The 14,778-nt window shown below is 58.4% G+C and carries 17 protein-coding genes; 10 read left to right on the forward strand and 7 right to left on the reverse strand.

The window, feature by feature from the left end; translation table 11 throughout:
- The first annotated feature begins 3 nt into the window (after positions 1-3).
- Positions 4-150 carry an esterase-like activity of phytase family protein gene (locus SIB42_RS06755; RefSeq protein ID WP_231856294.1) on the forward strand — a complete coding sequence of 49 codons (147 nt, stop codon included), beginning with the start codon at positions 4-6 and terminating at the stop codon, positions 148-150.
- Between the two features lie 9 nt (positions 151-159).
- Here SIB42_RS06755 and SIB42_RS06760 read toward each other — a convergent pair whose 3' ends face one another.
- The 4 genes from SIB42_RS06760 to SIB42_RS06775 all read right to left on the reverse strand — a co-directional run bounded on the left by SIB42_RS06760 (position 160) and on the right by SIB42_RS06775 (position 3,593).
- Complete coding sequence (locus SIB42_RS06760) at positions 160-1,668, reverse strand: ABC transporter permease (protein WP_067093133.1); 1,509 nt, start codon at positions 1,666-1,668, stop codon at positions 160-162.
- A gap of 305 nt (positions 1,669-1,973) precedes the next feature.
- On the reverse strand, positions 1,974-2,120 hold the full coding sequence (locus SIB42_RS06765; RefSeq protein WP_186988898.1) for a hypothetical protein: 147 nt from the start codon (positions 2,118-2,120) through the stop codon (positions 1,974-1,976).
- A gap of 64 nt (positions 2,121-2,184) precedes the next feature.
- Entirely contained in the window at positions 2,185-3,273 is a 1,089-nt protein-coding gene (locus SIB42_RS06770; RefSeq protein WP_067092867.1) for a CobW family GTP-binding protein, read from the reverse strand.
- 38 nt (positions 3,274-3,311) lie between these two features.
- Positions 3,312-3,593 (reverse strand): 4a-hydroxytetrahydrobiopterin dehydratase, encoded by a 282-nt coding sequence (locus SIB42_RS06775; protein WP_067092868.1) that lies wholly within the window; start codon positions 3,591-3,593, stop codon positions 3,312-3,314.
- Between the two features lie 37 nt (positions 3,594-3,630).
- Here SIB42_RS06775 and SIB42_RS06780 point away from each other — a divergent pair, with 37 nt between their 5' ends.
- From SIB42_RS06780 to SIB42_RS06810, 7 genes are all read left to right on the forward strand, one after another.
- A complete protein-coding gene (locus tag SIB42_RS06780) occupies positions 3,631-3,900 on the forward strand; it encodes a hypothetical protein (RefSeq protein ID WP_413327684.1) in 270 nt (89 codons plus the stop codon).
- 67 nt (positions 3,901-3,967) lie between these two features.
- Positions 3,968-4,111, forward strand: a complete 144-nt coding sequence (locus SIB42_RS06785; protein WP_156485083.1) for a hypothetical protein — start codon at positions 3,968-3,970, stop codon at positions 4,109-4,111.
- A gap of 77 nt (positions 4,112-4,188) precedes the next feature.
- Positions 4,189-4,395, forward strand: coding sequence for a hypothetical protein (locus SIB42_RS06790; protein WP_067092869.1), 207 nt, complete (start codon positions 4,189-4,191; stop codon positions 4,393-4,395).
- 99 nt (positions 4,396-4,494) lie between these two features.
- Positions 4,495-6,027 carry a carboxypeptidase M32 gene (locus SIB42_RS06795; RefSeq protein WP_067092870.1) on the forward strand — a complete coding sequence of 511 codons (1,533 nt, stop codon included), beginning with the start codon at positions 4,495-4,497 and terminating at the stop codon, positions 6,025-6,027.
- A 122-nt stretch (positions 6,028-6,149) separates the two neighbouring features.
- Complete coding sequence (locus SIB42_RS06800) at positions 6,150-6,737, forward strand: inorganic diphosphatase (protein ID WP_067092871.1); 588 nt, start codon at positions 6,150-6,152, stop codon at positions 6,735-6,737.
- A 26-nt stretch (positions 6,738-6,763) separates the two neighbouring features.
- On the forward strand, positions 6,764-7,249 hold the full coding sequence (locus SIB42_RS06805; RefSeq protein ID WP_156485084.1) for a DUF6790 family protein: 486 nt from the start codon (positions 6,764-6,766) through the stop codon (positions 7,247-7,249).
- Between the two features lie 189 nt (positions 7,250-7,438).
- Positions 7,439-7,924 (forward strand): L,D-transpeptidase, encoded by a 486-nt coding sequence (locus SIB42_RS06810; RefSeq protein WP_231856295.1) that lies wholly within the window; start codon positions 7,439-7,441, stop codon positions 7,922-7,924.
- A gap of 6 nt (positions 7,925-7,930) precedes the next feature.
- Here SIB42_RS06810 and hemC read toward each other — a convergent pair whose 3' ends face one another.
- The gene (gene hemC, locus SIB42_RS06815) at positions 7,931-8,884 is read right to left on the reverse strand and encodes a hydroxymethylbilane synthase (RefSeq protein WP_067092874.1); all 954 of its coding nucleotides are present in this window, start codon (positions 8,882-8,884) and stop codon (positions 7,931-7,933) included.
- 164 nt (positions 8,885-9,048) lie between these two features.
- Between hemC and SIB42_RS06820 the strand changes: the two genes are divergently transcribed.
- On the forward strand, positions 9,049-9,501 hold the full coding sequence (locus SIB42_RS06820; protein WP_067092875.1) for a DUF6561 domain-containing protein: 453 nt from the start codon (positions 9,049-9,051) through the stop codon (positions 9,499-9,501).
- An 86-nt stretch (positions 9,502-9,587) separates the two neighbouring features.
- On the opposite strand, the gene rpoD is transcribed toward SIB42_RS06820, so the two are convergent.
- A complete protein-coding gene (rpoD, locus tag SIB42_RS06825; protein WP_067092876.1) occupies positions 9,588-11,087 on the reverse strand; it encodes an RNA polymerase sigma factor RpoD in 1,500 nt (499 codons plus the stop codon).
- Positions 11,088-11,393: 306 nt separating this feature from the next.
- On the opposite strand from rpoD, the gene priA reads away from it, so the two are divergent.
- A complete protein-coding gene (gene priA / locus SIB42_RS06830; RefSeq protein WP_067092877.1) occupies positions 11,394-13,685 on the forward strand; it encodes a primosomal protein N' in 2,292 nt (763 codons plus the stop codon).
- A gap of 1 nt (position 13,686) precedes the next feature.
- Here priA and SIB42_RS06835 read toward each other — a convergent pair whose 3' ends face one another.
- Positions 13,687-14,778 carry a DUF3153 domain-containing protein gene (locus SIB42_RS06835; protein ID WP_067092878.1) on the reverse strand — a complete coding sequence of 364 codons (1,092 nt, stop codon included), beginning with the start codon at positions 14,776-14,778 and terminating at the stop codon, positions 13,687-13,689.

A 14,778-nucleotide genomic window follows, 5' to 3' on the forward strand; every position in this document is an offset into this window, starting at 1 on the left:
GGCATGACCTGGGGGCCGGTGATGAAAGACGGTCGAATTTCGCTGGTGCTGGTGAGTGACGATGGTTTTCACCTTTTGCAGAGCAGCTGGCTGTCCGTTCTGGCACCGCGGCATGGACCGGACTGTGTTCCCGAGCGATTCACCTTCTGAGCTAGGCAATTACTCCGTATCCCGATCCAATCGGGGAACCAGGGCTGATGAAGCAATCAGACCCAGAACCAGAATCATCAGTGCCGGCCAGAGAGCAGCAGCGAGTCGTTCATCGCCTGCGTACTGATAGACCCTCACAGCGAGCGTGTCGAAATCGAAAGGTCGTAGAGCGAATGTGAGCGGAAGCTCCTTCACGGTGTCCACGAACACCAGTAGGCTGCCGACAAGGATTGGGCCTCGTAGAAGTGGCAGGTGAACCCGTCTGAGCACGGCCGGCCAACGCAAGCCCAGCCCTGTTGCTGCTTCGTCAAGGCTGGGAGAAAGCCTCTCCAGAGCTGCATCAATTCCACCCTTATTCACCGCGAGGAAGCGGTCGCTGTATCCCCAGAGGAGAAGCAGGATTGGAGACAATTGCCAGGGTCCTCCAATCACCAGCAGGGCGAGCGCCAACACAGCACCTGGAATCGCATATCCCATGCCCGCCAGAAACGTCACACCTCTGAGCCATCTGGCACGACTCCAGCGTTTGGCAATGGCCAGCAACAGGGCTGCTACGCCCGCCAGCAGGGTCGCTGCCAGCGCGAGGCCCAGAGTGCGCAGGGTGAGCAACAGCAATTCGGGTGTCAGGCCGGTGGCCAACTGCTGCCAGTTCATTCCGCCCCACACCAACGGAATGCCAATTGTGATCAGAGGCGGGATCGCTCCAAGCACCTGGGCTGAGAAGGCCCGTCCGCCGCTCAGCATCCATGCCGGAGATTCTCCTCCGGCCACACCTTCGGACCAGCGTCGGCTGCGGCTGCGCAGACGACGTTCTCCGAACAGAAGGATCAGCACGATGCAGAGGGTGATCAGGGCGAGTCCCACAGCTCCCGTGGGATTGCCTTCCATCCTCCAGGCCTGAACGATTCCTGCCGATAGGCTGGGAATGCCAAGCAGTTCCACTGCCCCAAGCTCATTCACGACCTCCATGCCCATCAGGGCAATGCCGGCTCCGATTGCTGGTAGGGCCATGGGTAGTGCGATCCGGCGGAAACTGTTCCATGGCCCAACTCCTAGTGAGCGGCAGGCTTCCAGTTGCCGGCGTCCACAGATGGTGAAGCTTTCGGTGCTGAGCAAGAACACATAGGGGTAGGTGGTCAGCGCCATCACCGCGATTCCCCATCCCATCCCGTTGATGGTGATTCCCTCCAGACTGCCGATATCCACCAGAGTCGCCGCCAGTAGATACGACGGATTGGCCAGCGGTAGCAGCTGGGCGATCCGCAGCCAGCGGCGACCTGGGAAACGACAGTTCGCCAGCAGCCAGCCGTTGGCGGTACCGATCACCCCTCCCACAAGGCTCGTGCCGAGCAGGAGCACGACAGTGCCACGGATTTGGAGCAGTCCGTCTGGGCCCAGACTGGCGTTTCCCGTGCTGAAGCCTCGCAGGCCTTCGCCCAGCAAACCGATGACCGGAAGCAGGGCAAGGAACGCAATCGCAACGGCTCCCGCTACCAGCAAAAAGCGGCCTGAAACCATGCGGCGTGTCCTGGCGAGAACTCCTTGATCAAGAGGGTCTGCCTTGGAAGATCTGTCGCTGTTCACGTTTTAATTACTTGCAACGACGGGTGTTCAGGGGCTGAGCCCGCTTTCGGGTCTGTTGCTTGAATCCAGCCAGGGTGGCGATTTCCATCCAGACCGAATCTGATGCGTCGAGGAAGGAAGGCTGGCAAAACAGGCGCAGCAGCAGTTTTGAGAAGGGTATTCAATAACTCGGCTGCATGCATAAAAAAACCTCAGCAAAAGCGAGGGTTTGAGCAGTGAATCAAATTCAAACGTGTTGTTCAGCGGTCGCTGCGACGCACGGGGATCGGAACAAGGGCGGGTTCCATCAAGCCACCACCACCGTTGTCGTCATCGGAATCGAGCAGCAGCCAGAAGGCAAGCGCCAGAGCCATCAACAGACCACCTGCCGCGAGAACTTCAACCATGCCCTCTCCTCATTGCATGCCAGCCTAATCGTGTTTGCTGAATACGGGGCAACTTCGCCTGCACTTACTGATCAACAGGCACGACAACGCATTCTTGAAGCTGATGTCTCAGGGCGTCATGGTCGAGTCCACGGCCGATCAGCACCAGTTGGTTCTTGCGGGTTCCGGTCCAGTCGCTGTCGTCGATTGAGAAGCGTTTGCCTGCCAGATGGAATACGTGACGTCGCTCGCTTTCCTTGAACCAGAGGATTCCTTTGGCTCTAAAAACGCTTTCGGGCAGGTGGTTGTCGAGAAAATTCTGAAAGGCTCTCAGATCAAAGGGATCACTGCTTGAGAAGGACAGTGACGTGAAGCCTTCGATGGCCAGATGATCCGCGGATCCGTGGTCATGGTGGCTGTGGCCGTGGTCATGCTCATGGTCATGGTGGCTGTGGCTGTGGCTGTGGCCGTGGTCATGCTCATGGTCATGGTGGCTGTGGTCATGCTCATGCTCATGGTCATGGCTGTGGTCATGGCTTTCGTTCACCACTCGGTCGGATTCGAACAGACCCACGCTCAGGAGAAGGGGCAGCGGTACATCCCCCTTGACTGAGTGCAGGATGCGTGCGTCCTTTTTGACGTCGCGCAGCTGTTGTTCGACATCCTTCACGCGCCCTTCATCGACAAGATCGGTCTTGTTGAGCATCAGGATGTCGCCATAGATCACTTGTGATCGGCCGACTTCGCTGGCAATGGCCTCTGCTCCGAAGTTCTCAGCATCAATCAAGGTGATGATCGAGTCGAGCCTCGTCAAATCACGCAGCTCGCTGCCCAGGAACGTCATGGCAACTGGCAGTGGATCAGCCAGACCCGTGGTTTCCACCACCAGGTACTCGACAGGTTTGGGTCTGTTGAGGATGCGGTCGACGGCCTCTAGTAGCTCGCCGTTAATGGAGCAGCAGATGCAACCGTTGCTCAGTTCGACCATGTCTTCGTTGGTGCTCACCACCAACTCGTTGTCGATGCCGATTTCCCCGAATTCATTCACGAGAACAGCTGTTTTCAGACCCTCCTGATTGCTCAGGATGTGGTTCAAAAGCGTCGTTTTCCCAGCTCCAAGAAAGCCAGTGAGAATCGTCACCGGCACAGCGGCTCTCTTCACGCTGGATGTCATAGGAAAATTGCCTGTCTAAGAATCATTCTGGCAGCGGCTTACAGCAAGGCGTCGATGGATCGCGCCAGCTCGGCATCCAGATTGCTGAGCCCTCCCAGGTCGTGCGTGGTCAGTTCGATCGTCACCCGGTTGTAGACGTTGCTCCAGTTGGGATGGTGCTGCATCGATTCCGCCAACAGGGCAACCCTGGTCATGAAGGCGAATGCCTCACTGAAATCGCTGAACTGCCACTGGCGCTTGAGGCGCTCATCCCCCACCTGCCACTGCGTCAGATTGGCGCGAAGGTCTTCGCGTTCCTGAAGGCTGAGCAGTGCTGCCATTGGACATCATCGTTGAACTTCAGCTCTAGCCTGGAGCGTGAGCAGCGGTTCTAGTCATTCGATGTTCAACAGACTGGGCTGGCTTCTGCTGATTCTTGTTCCCATGGTCAGCGTTTCACCGCTTCCGGCAAGGGCGCAACGCGTGGTCAAGAAACTCACTGCTGAGTGCCCGATGGGCTACATCGATATGTCAAACGGCAAGTGCAGCGCTCTCGGATTGATGAGCTACACCCTGCGCCCGGCGATGGATGAGAACTGTCCGTCTGGTTGGAACCCCATGGGCGGTGGCTATTGCCGCAAAGACTGAATCAATCGCCAGATCCGCGGGACAATGTGTTGAGTGTGCGGTCAGCTTGCGAAGCAGGGCTTGGTTCATGACAGACGTCGACTATCTGATCAATCGATTTCACGAGCTGTTCAGGCGCCAGGATGATCAGCGCCAGTTGAAACGGCTGACGCTCGAGGAACAAAAGGATCAGGAGATCGGCTCTCCTGAAGACGATGGAGAGCTGCCATAAGCGGACTGTCGATCTCGACTACGCCCTTGAAACGCCGTTTCAATTAGAACAGCGTTTCCGCCAGATCTTGGTAGATCATGCGACTCCTGTATTTCGCAGCAGTTTTCGCTACGGCCTCCTGGCTGATCGCTCTGCTATTGCGCAAGCTCGTCGCTGTCCGACAAGTCAACGTGATTGTTGAATCCCCTGAACGAACAGCCCAGGTCAATGCCCTCGAGAGGGCTCTGCGAGCTGAAGGTGGGGAACCCGATTCCAGTGCAAGTGACGATCAGGAGTTGTCCTGACGGTTGATGGCTTTAAGCCAGATCGATCAGGCATTTCCGTTCTGGTCTCTGTGCTCCGATCTGGAAGCTGGTTAAGGTCTTTTTAGATCGATGAAGCCAATGGCTGCCGGGACAACGGCTTGGGATCGTCTTGGCTCGCACCTTCACGAAACCCAGGTTATGGATTCCATAACCAGGACGCTCTACTGGGATCAAAACACCCGAATGCCAAGCGGTGGTGCAGCTTGGCGGGGTGAGCAACTGGCTCTGCTGGCTCGCCAGCTCCATGCACGCCAGAGCTCTGCGCACTACGCGGAGCTGATCGCGGAAGCCCGTGATGAGTGGCGAACCCGCTCCAACAGTGGAGATCCCCCTGAGATTGTTACTAGCCATGCCCGCAACCTGGATCTGCTTGAGCAGGATCTCCAGCGGCAGCAGGCACTGGATCCTGATCTTGTCAGTGCTCTGGCCACTGCAAAATCCCAGGGTTACGACCTTTGGCAACAGGCCCGCAGGACTTCCGACTTTGCTCTGTTTGCACCAGCTCTTCGTCTGATGGTGGAGCTGCGGCAGGAACAGGCCCGTCAGCTGGCAGAACCGCGAAGTTGCTGGGAAACCCTCGCGCAGCCGTTTGAGCCTGACCTCACGCTTCAGCGGCTTCAAAATCTGTTCGCGCCGCTGCGCAGACGTTTGCCTGAGTTGTTGGAGCAACTCAAGGGCAGTCCAAGACCGTCGTCTCTCAGCTGGGACTTGCCAGCATCGACTCAGCAGCAACTGTGTGATCAGCTCCTCAGCGACTGGGGCAGGGACAAAGGGATCACATGCGTCGCGGCGTCGCCACACCCCTTTTCAATCACATTGGGTCCTCGCGATTTCCGCATCACCACGCGTGTGGTGGCTGGTCAGCCTTTGTCCTGTTTTCTGGCCACAGCCCATGAATGGGGCCATTCGTTGTACGAGCAGGGACTGCCGACCTCTGCGCATCAGTGGTTCGCCTGGCCTCTCGGTCAGGCCACGTCGATGGCCGTGCATGAAAGTCAGTCGCTGTTCTGGGAAAACCGGGTAGCCCGCAGTCAACCCTTTGCAGAACTCTGGTGGGAACGTTTTGCCGCTGCGGGTGCACCTCTGGGGTCATCGTCGGATCTGTGGAAGGCGATGAATCCGGTGGCTCCCGGTTGCAACCGGGTGGAAGCGGATGAACTCAGCTACGGACTTCACATCCTTGTGCGAACCGATCTTGAGCTGGCTCTGCTGGAAAAGGGTCTACCGGTGGAGGATCTCCCGAGCGAATGGAACCGTCGTTACCGCGAATTGCTGGGGGTCACCCCTGCAGATGATGCGCAGGGCTGCCTCCAGGATGTGCACTGGAGCGAAGGTCTGTTTGGTTATTTCCCCTCCTATCTACTTGGGCACCTGGTGAGCGCGCAGTTGAGCGAGGCAATGACGTCGGCGATTGGGTCCCCCGAAGAGCATATTCGCCGTGGTGATCTCAGCGTCATGCTCGGTTGGCTGCGAGACAACGTCCATCCCATCGGGCGAGCCCTCAATGCTGAACAGCTCGTCGAGCAGGTTTCCGGCCGATCTCTCTCAAGTGATCCCTTCCTGAACTACCTGGAAGCGAAGCTGGAGCGCTTGTTCACCATCCGGGCCTAACCCTCTGCCCCGTGCTTTGTGCTGGATCAGCCTGCGGTGAATGTCAAAGCTGCACCATACGGTTGAGCACAAAGCTGCGTTGAGACGTGCTCGTAATATCACCGCTCCGAACGCCGTCTTCCATGGCCAATCTCGACCAGGCTCCGAGCCGCAGCATGCCGAACCTGCTGCATGTGCTGCCGGCCTTTGCTGACGAATCCGAGTTGCGTCTGAACACGATCGTGGAGCTCAACTCGAACACGATCAACAAGTATGAGCTGATCACCGAGACCGGTCATCTGAAGTTGGATCGGGTTGGTTATTCCTCTCTGGCCTATCCATTCGCTTACGGCTGCATTCCCCGGACCTGGGATGAGGACGGAGATCCACTTGATATTGAGATCGTCAATGTCACTGAGCCTTTGGTTCCAGGTTCGATCGTTGAAGCTCGAATCATCGGCATCATGACCTTTGACGATGGTGGTGAGGTTGATGACAAAGTCATCGCTGTGCTGGCTGATGACAAGCGCATGGATCACATCAAGAGCTTTGAGGATCTTGGTGATCACTGGAAAAAGGAAACCACTTATTATTGGGAGCATTACAAGGATCTGAAGAAGCCAGGAACCTGCACCGTGAATGGATTCTTCGGTACGGACAAAGCCATTGAGATCATCAAGACCTGTGAGGCTCGTTATCTGGCTGAGATCGATCCCAAGCTCGTGGATTGATCTACGCATTCTGCGAGTTCAACATGATGCTGCCCACCCATCCCCGGATTGCCAAGTTGCTGATGCAGGTCACCTGGATTGTGGGTGGCATCGGTCTCTTCTTTGGATTTAATGCCCTGTCTTCAGGCCAGATTGCTTCTGCCCTTCAGTGGGTAGCGCTCTGGTCAGTTGGTGGTGTGGGGCTGTTGTCATTCGTCCGTCATGCCGTCTTTCATCGCAGCGATGCGGTGCGGATGGGCTGGGATCTCGGCAAGCGCAATGATTTCCAGATCGAGGTGGGATTCGCCAATCTCGCCTGGGGTGTGGTCGCTTTGGTCGCCTCGTGTCTGGACTGGGGAACCATGACTCTTGGTTCGCTCATCCTGGTGTTCGGCATCTACATGCTGCAGGCCGCGGTGTTGCATCTTTTTGACCGTGAGCGCAATCCCCAGCATCTGAGAGCAGGACGCCATCTCATTAATCTTGCCTTTGCTGTTTGTCTGCTCTGGTTTGCTTTTTCGGTGCTGCCCTGAAGAGGCTGGATACCGCAGGCTTTGCTGCAGTCAGTGATGGATTGAAGAGGTTTCTTCAGAAAGTCCTCCACTGGTGTGCGGTTTTTCCTTCGACCAGTGGATACGTTGAGACCAGTGAGTCTTGGCTGTCTGGTAATGCGTCTCAAGTGCGTTGGTTGTTCTTCGCTGGCGGTTTTTGGGGCCGTTTCCTTGGCTCTGGTTGCACTGGGTCCAGCGGTTGCTTCGCCTCAGCTGCAGACACCGTTGTTTGCTTCAGCGACAGTGCATTCCCTGAATGCTGAGACCAGCATTCACCTCGATCTCAAGCAGCGACGCATCAGTGTGATCCGCGCTGGTCAGTCCATCGGGAGCTGGCCTGTGGCGATTGGTGATCCCAAGACTCCAACTCCGACGGGTGTGTTCCGGGTCGAGACCAAGCTTGTCAATCCTCAGTACGAAAGCACGAAATCCGGCCGGGTTCATCCCGTGACAGGGCCTGCTAGCCCACTTGGGCATCGCTGGATCGGATTCCTACAGCAGGGACCCAACCAATTCGGAATTCATGGAACCCCCTGGCCTCATTGGGTGAAAATCCGCGCGGCGGTGTCGAATGGCTGCGTACGCATGCTCAATGCCCACGTTCAGAAGCTTTACGAGCTGGTGGACGTGGGCACGCCAGTGATGATCACCCGCTGATTTTTGTCAGGCTTCGGGGCGAACCGAGGCGAAGATTTCCTTCAGGATCTCGCCTGCGCCTTGAGATTTCAGGTCTGCTGCGAGCTTCAGGCCCACATCCTCAGGATTGCCGAGGGGGCCACGGCGTTCATCACGGATCATTCGCTTGCCATCCAAGCTGGCCACCATTCCGGTGAGAACCAGTTCATGGTCATCAATGCGGCTGTTCACTCCAATAGGCACCTGGCAGCCGCCTTCAAGTTCCCGGAGGAAAGCCCGCTCAGCCAGGCATCGTCCGCTGGTGGGGCCATGCTCAAGCACTTGAATGATATTGAGAACATCTTTGTTGTCTGTGACACATTCAATGCCAAGGGCTCCCTGTCCCACGGCATGGAGTGAGATGTGGCCAGGAATGATCTGGTGGATCCGATCTCCGAATCCGAGTCGACTCAGGCCTGCCGCCGCGAGGATCAGGCAGTCGTAGCCACCAGCATCTAGTTTCTCGAGTCGGGTAATGACGTTGCCGCGAACGTCCTTGAACTGAAGATGGGGGAAGTGGTACCGCAGCTGAGCCAATCTGCGCAATGAGCTGGTGCCCACGACGGATCCCTCCGGCAACGTTTCCAGCGTGTAATCAGCGTTCTTGCTGTTCACCACCAGGGCATCCGCGGGATCTTCCCGCTCGGTGATGCAGCCGAGCATCAGCCCATCGGGCAGGTTGGTGGGTAGATCCTTGAGCGAATGCACGGCGATCTCCGCTCGACCCACCAGCATCTGGGCCTCTAATTCCTTAGTGAACAGGCCCTTGTCGCCGATTTTCGCCAGGGCCACATCCAGGATTTTGTCGCCCTGAGTGGCCATGGCCTCCACCGAGATCGCCAGGCCTGGGTGGGCTTTCTCCAGTTCGGCTTTCACCCAGTTGGTCTGCACCATGGCCAGCTGGCTGCGGCGGGAGGCGATGCGCAGTTGCTCGAGAGCCATGGGCACGTTGAAACAGCCATTCAGCCTACGGAGTCGAAGGCCCAGTTCCGTTCAAGATTTCACAGAATGCAGGCCCGCGGTCGCCTCTAGGCCTTCCATCTCAGCGGCATCGCCCACTCTCCAAGGCGAGCAGCTTTACGATTTAGACGTTCTCGAGGGTCGTAATGCCTGGTCCTGTGGTCAACGGGGTGAAGCTGAACCAGTCATCCGCCGGCTCCTCTCTGGTTCAGGCGGATGAATCGGTACCTTTCTTGCCTTTGTTGAGTGAGGGATCGATTCGGCTGGTCTTGCTGACGAGTGGGGTGATGCTGGTGGCACGCCTCAGGCAGACCACTGATTCCGATGGCGATCGGGCTTATCAGTTGATCCGGCCCCTGCGACTGGAAAAGCAGGATGACTCAGGACCGTGGTCCCTGCACTCCTATCTGGCTGGCTTAACGCCTCAGCGCAATGTTGTGATGCTTAAGGCTGCAGTCGCAGCACTGCTAGAACCTGAAGCACGCATTCTTCAGGCCTATACCCGTTCCACCAACCAGGAATGTCCTCCATCGGAAACGCCCGTTGAGCGTTTGAAGAAGGCATTTCAGGAATTTACCGAGAGCATTGAGTCGCACTGAATGGTTGAGGCCTGAGGAAGATTCCAATAAAGAAAGGAGGCCAATGGCCTCCTTTCTTTATTGATCTGAGAGCTGCTGTGATGCAATCACTTGATGTATTCCTTCAGGACCCCGTTCCGGTTGGGATGCCTCAGCTTGCGCAATGCCTTGGCTTCGATCTGGCGGATCCGCTCACGGGTGACATCGAAGATCTGGCCAATCTCCTCAAGGGTTTTCATCCGTCCATCATCAAGGCCATAACGCAGGCGTAGAACGTCGCGCTCTCTGGGACTGAGGGTGGCCAGCACGCCTTCCAGATCCTCACGTAAGAGGTTTTTGGCGACGTCCTGCTCCGGATTCTCGATGTCGGCTTCGATGAAGTCGCCAAGGCGGGAATCCTCTTCTTTGCCAATGGGAGTCTCAAGGGAGATCGGAAGCTGGGCGCTCTTGGCGATGAAGCGCAGCTTTTCAATGGTCATTTCCATTGATTCTGCGATCTCTTCTTCCGTCGGTTTGCGGCCAAACTCCTGGCTGAGCACTTTGGTGGTCTTCTTGATGCGGGAAATGGTCTCGTAGAGGTGAACCGGGAGGCGAATCGTTCGACTCTGATCAGCGATGGCCCGTGTGATGGCCTGGCGAATCCACCAAGTGGCGTACGTGGAGAATTTGTAGCCCTTCTCGTGGTCGAATTTCTCCGCGGCACGAATCAGGCCCAGACTGCCTTCCTGGATGAGGTCCTGGAAGCTCAGGCCCCGGTTCATGTATTTCTTGGCGATTGACACCACAAGGCGCAGGTTCGACTGAACCATTTTTTCCTTGGCCCGACGGCCGAGCATCAGTCGCCGGCGGAAACGAATCAACGGCATCTCAACCAATGCCGCCCACTCCTTGTTGTCAGGTTCGCGGCCGTTGTCGCTTTCGAACTGAGCCGCCAGCTCCTCGAGGTAAAGAAGATCGGCGATTTTTCTGGCCAGTTCGATTTCTTCGTCTGGGCGCAACAGGCGGATCCTGCCGATCTCCTGCAGGTAAACCCTGATGGAATCTTCGGTGTAGACCCCTTTGGGGCCAACCTTGATGCTCGCCAGCACCTTTGCCTTGGCGTCTGCTTTGGCTTTCTCCTCCTTGCTGGCAGAAGGGTTGCCGGAGGTCTTGGCCAGCAACTGATCAGCGGCAGCATCAAGATCAGCGGGCTTGACAGCGGCCGCGCTCTTGGCACGTGTTGCTGCAGCAGAGGTTTTCGCGCTTTTCGTTGTCTTGGCCGTCTTGGCAGCTGATGCGCTCTTGGCAGCTGATGCGCTCTTGGCTGCTGTCCCGCTCTTGGCTGCTGTCCCGCTCTTGGCTGCTGTCCCGCTCTTGGCTGCTGTCCCGCTCTTGGCTGCGCTGCTCTTGGTGGCCGGTTTCGATTTCGCGGCGGCCTTCGTTGCAGAAGACTTTGCAGCTGAAGTGTTGGACTCCGACTTGGTCTTCTTACTCACACCCTTCGCTAGTCCTTTGGAATCCGCCAGCATCACGAAGGATGGAGCCGCCTTGGACGACGCCGCTTTGGAGGAGGCCGTCTTGGGCGCTGCAGCGGTGGGCTGAGCTGACTTGCTCGCAGCAGGACTCATGGGGATTGGGATGGTGAGGGTGTACGGAACTAACGCAGTCAACTAAATCGCAACCAAGCTCGGCTTGGAGGCGCATCACGGCTTTCAGATCTGCCCCAAGCAGAGGGGTAGACGACTAAGACAGTGATCGAGAATCAATTGGTGGGCTTTGGGCAGGGGCAGGGCTGTCAGGGGCGTTCGCAGACCGGTCGGCCGTCGGGATGAACCCTGGCTCGAGCTTCGTGTCTTCCCACTGGACGGAACTCTGCTCTGTTCCGACAACAGCTGTTGAGCTGTCCAACATCTGTATCTTAAGAAAAACATGTGATGTCGGCAACCCCCGTCAACCAATCCTCCAGCCCGCCTGCCGCGCAGTCATTCTCGGAGGTCGATGTCTGGCTGGAGGCCGGTCGTGACGGGCGTACTTTTATCTATTGCGACAGCCTGAGTCTCGGCGTGGGATTGGGTGATCTTGTGGTGGTCCGGCTGCGAGGTCGTCGACTGCAGGGGTTGGTCACGGGCTGTCGATTGATCACAGCAAAGGCGAATTCTGCTGACAGCGATGGTCTACAGCTCAACCCCGTTGAAGAGCTGGTGCAGCGCGCTGCAGTCGACCCATCCTGGCGGTCATGGCTCGATGCGATGGCGGTCCTTTGTCATACCAGTCCCTTTCGCATGCTCAAGGCGGCATTGCCTCCGGGATGGCTGGGCCAACGGCCCGGTTCGACCCCTGCCTTGCGCCAGCTCTGGTGGATTGAGCGGCTTGAGGCTGCTGATCCCTCCGCTCTCCCGAAGGCCACCAGGCAGAGCGCACTGCTGGCAGAGCTCGAACGCCGAGGCGGTGGCGCCTGGCAGCGGGACCTGCTGGCGGAGGGGTTTCAGTCGGGCACGGTCAAGAGCCTGGAGAGCAAGGGCCTGATCCGCCGGCAACGCAAATCTGAGAGCGGCCCTCGTGCATCAGACCAGTCAGCAGCCAGGGCTGCTGAGCTGGAGTCACCGCGCTCGCTGACCGATGAGCAACAGTCTGTGGTTAACAGGTTTCAATCACTTCCTGAGGGTGGAGGTCTGCTGCTCTGGGGCATCACCGGCTCCGGCAAGACCGAGGTCTACTTGCAGCTGGCAGCAGCAGAGCTGGTGGCTGGCCGTCACGTTTTGCTGCTCACTCCCGAGATCGGCCTGATTCCCCAGCTCGTGGATCGTTGCCGACAGCGTTTCGGAGAGAGGGTTCTGGAATATCACAGCGGTTGTACCCCCCGTGAGCGGGTTCGCACCTGGCGTCGCTGTCTCGTGAGCGGCGACCCTGTGGTGGTGGTGGGCACGCGCTCCGCTGTGTTCCTTCCCCTGCGCCCGCTGGGCCTTTTGGTTCTGGACGAAGAACATGACAACTCCTACAAGCAGGACTCACCCATGCCCTGCTATCACGCAAGGGTCATGGCTTCAGAGCGGGTCAAGCTGCAGGGCGGCCGTCTGCTGCTTGGCAGCGCGACTCCTTCGCTCGAGAGTTGGAGTCGTCTCCAGCCTCATGGATCTTTGGTTCTTGCACGGCTGCGCTCGCGGATTTCCAGCCAGCCACTGCCACCTGTACGGATCATCGACATGCGGCATGAATTAGCCGAGGGCAATAAACGCTTGATCAGTCGTGCCCTGATGGATCGGCTGGCACAGCTCCCAGAGAAAGGGGAGCAGGCTGTCGTGCTGGTGCCGAGGCGTGGATACAGCACCTTTCTGAGCTGTCGCAGCTGCGGAGAGGTGGTGATGTGTCCTCATTGCGACGTTCCTCTCACGGTTCACGGCAGTCGGGGCGCGCAGCAGTGGCTGCGCTGTCATTGGTGTGACCATCGAGCACCCATCACACCCGCATGCTCGTCATGCGGTTCCCTGGCGTTCAAGCCCTTTGGTGCAGGAACACAACGGGTGTTGGAGCGTCTTGGCGAGGAACTTAGTGACCTGCGTCTGCTGCGGTTCGATCGCGACACCACAGGCGGTCGTGATGGTCACCGCAGACTGCTGGACCAGTTTGCGGAGGGTGAGGCCGATGTGCTGGTCGGAACGCAGATGCTGGCCAAGGGGATGGACCTGCCACGCGTGACTCTGGCAGCAGTGCTTGCCGCCGATGGTCTTTTGCATCGACCTGATCTGAGGGCTGGAGAGCAGTGCCTGCAACTTCTGCTTCAACTCGCTGGCCGGGCTGGGCGCGCGGAGAAGCCCGGTGAGGTGCTAGTTCAGACCTACAGCCCTGACCACCCAGTGATCCGACACCTGGTGGATGGTCGTTACGAACGTTTTCTGGAGGAGGAATCGACCCTGCGCCGCGAAGCCGGATTGGTTCCCTTTGCGCGGGCCTGCCTGATTCGCCTTTCGGGAGAGTCCGCGAGCGATACGGCGACTGCGGGAACCCTGCTGGCTGAAAGGATTCGTGCAGGCTGTGCCGCTGCAGGCTGGCAACTGCTGGGTCCTGCACCTGCGCCTGTGGCTCGGGTGGCGGGCCGCAGTCGCTGGCAGCTGCTTCTCCACGGTCCCCAGGACAGTGAGATCCCCCTGCCCCCCGGTACCGGTCTTTGGGAAGGGCTCCCCAAAGATGTTTCCCTTTCCGTTGACCCGGATCCTCTGCAGCTTTGAATCAGGACGGCAGCTCGGGATAGCCGAAGCCGAGTCGAACGCGCATGGACTGGAGCAGAAAACTCAGCAGCAGCAGCAGGCCTATCAGTACACTGCCAAGCCCTAGCGGGCTCCACTGCCAGCGGCGGATCTGCAGTTGATTGACGCTGCCGCTGTCGAGGACCCAGAGCAGAACATCCCCCTTCAACCGACCGGTCATGGGACTGCTGTTGACCTGTTGGAGGTCATGGACAGGGGTGATGCTGACCTGCAGATCTCCTGCGGGGAACTCGGCGAGGGGTGAGAGGTCAAGGCGCAGATTCAGTTGCTGCTGCACTCCGATCAACCAGTTCCTCTCCACGATTGACAAGTCGGGTGTGGGAAGGGTCACGCCCGCGCTGCGTCCAGCCAGCTCCACACTGCTGCGCATCAGCCTGGCGGCCTGGTCGGAACCCAGGGTGGGGCTGATCAGGTTGAGAGAGCCCGTTCGGTCTTTCTGCACTGTCCAGTTCAGGCCTTCGGCACGCAGCGCCTTGGCGAAGTTCTGCTGCCAGGGAAGACTGTGGCCATTCAGGCTGTTGATCCGCCAGCTCATCGCCAGGCGATCGGGACCCGCTAGATCAATCTCTGCTTTGACGCGCACGCATCCGCTGAGCAACAGGGTCAGCCCGAGCAGCACTGTCAGCACCAGCACGGCAAAACCTGCTGATGGGGCCTGGGTGGGACCGGTTGGTGGAGGAGGTGGTGGAGTGGGCTTTCGTCGTCGGCTGCTGCTGGGGCTCCCTTCCCCCATGCGGGGAGCCATGTCCAGCGTCGGTAACTGCATCGACCAGCGAGCAGGACGCTCAAGGCTTGGAGCCTCGAGCACACTCAGCAACTGACGAGCCCGGTTGCGTAGATCAGGATCCTTGCAGCGTGTGAGCAGACGACAGGTGGAGATCGCTTTGCGTTCCTCGCCCTGTCCCATCCAGGCCGTCACCATCACCATGCGGATGGCAGCTCCTTCGGGTTCAGTGATCGGGTTGGCGGCGGCGAGCGGTTCCAGCAGGCGTAAGCACAGGCCGTAATCACCCCGTTCGAGTGCCCGTTCGGCTGCCGCAAGCCCTGTGCTCAT

This window comes from Synechococcus sp. MIT S9508 (genome assembly GCF_047303045.1).
Classification (GTDB): domain Bacteria; phylum Cyanobacteriota; class Cyanobacteriia; order PCC-6307; family Cyanobiaceae; genus Synechococcus_C.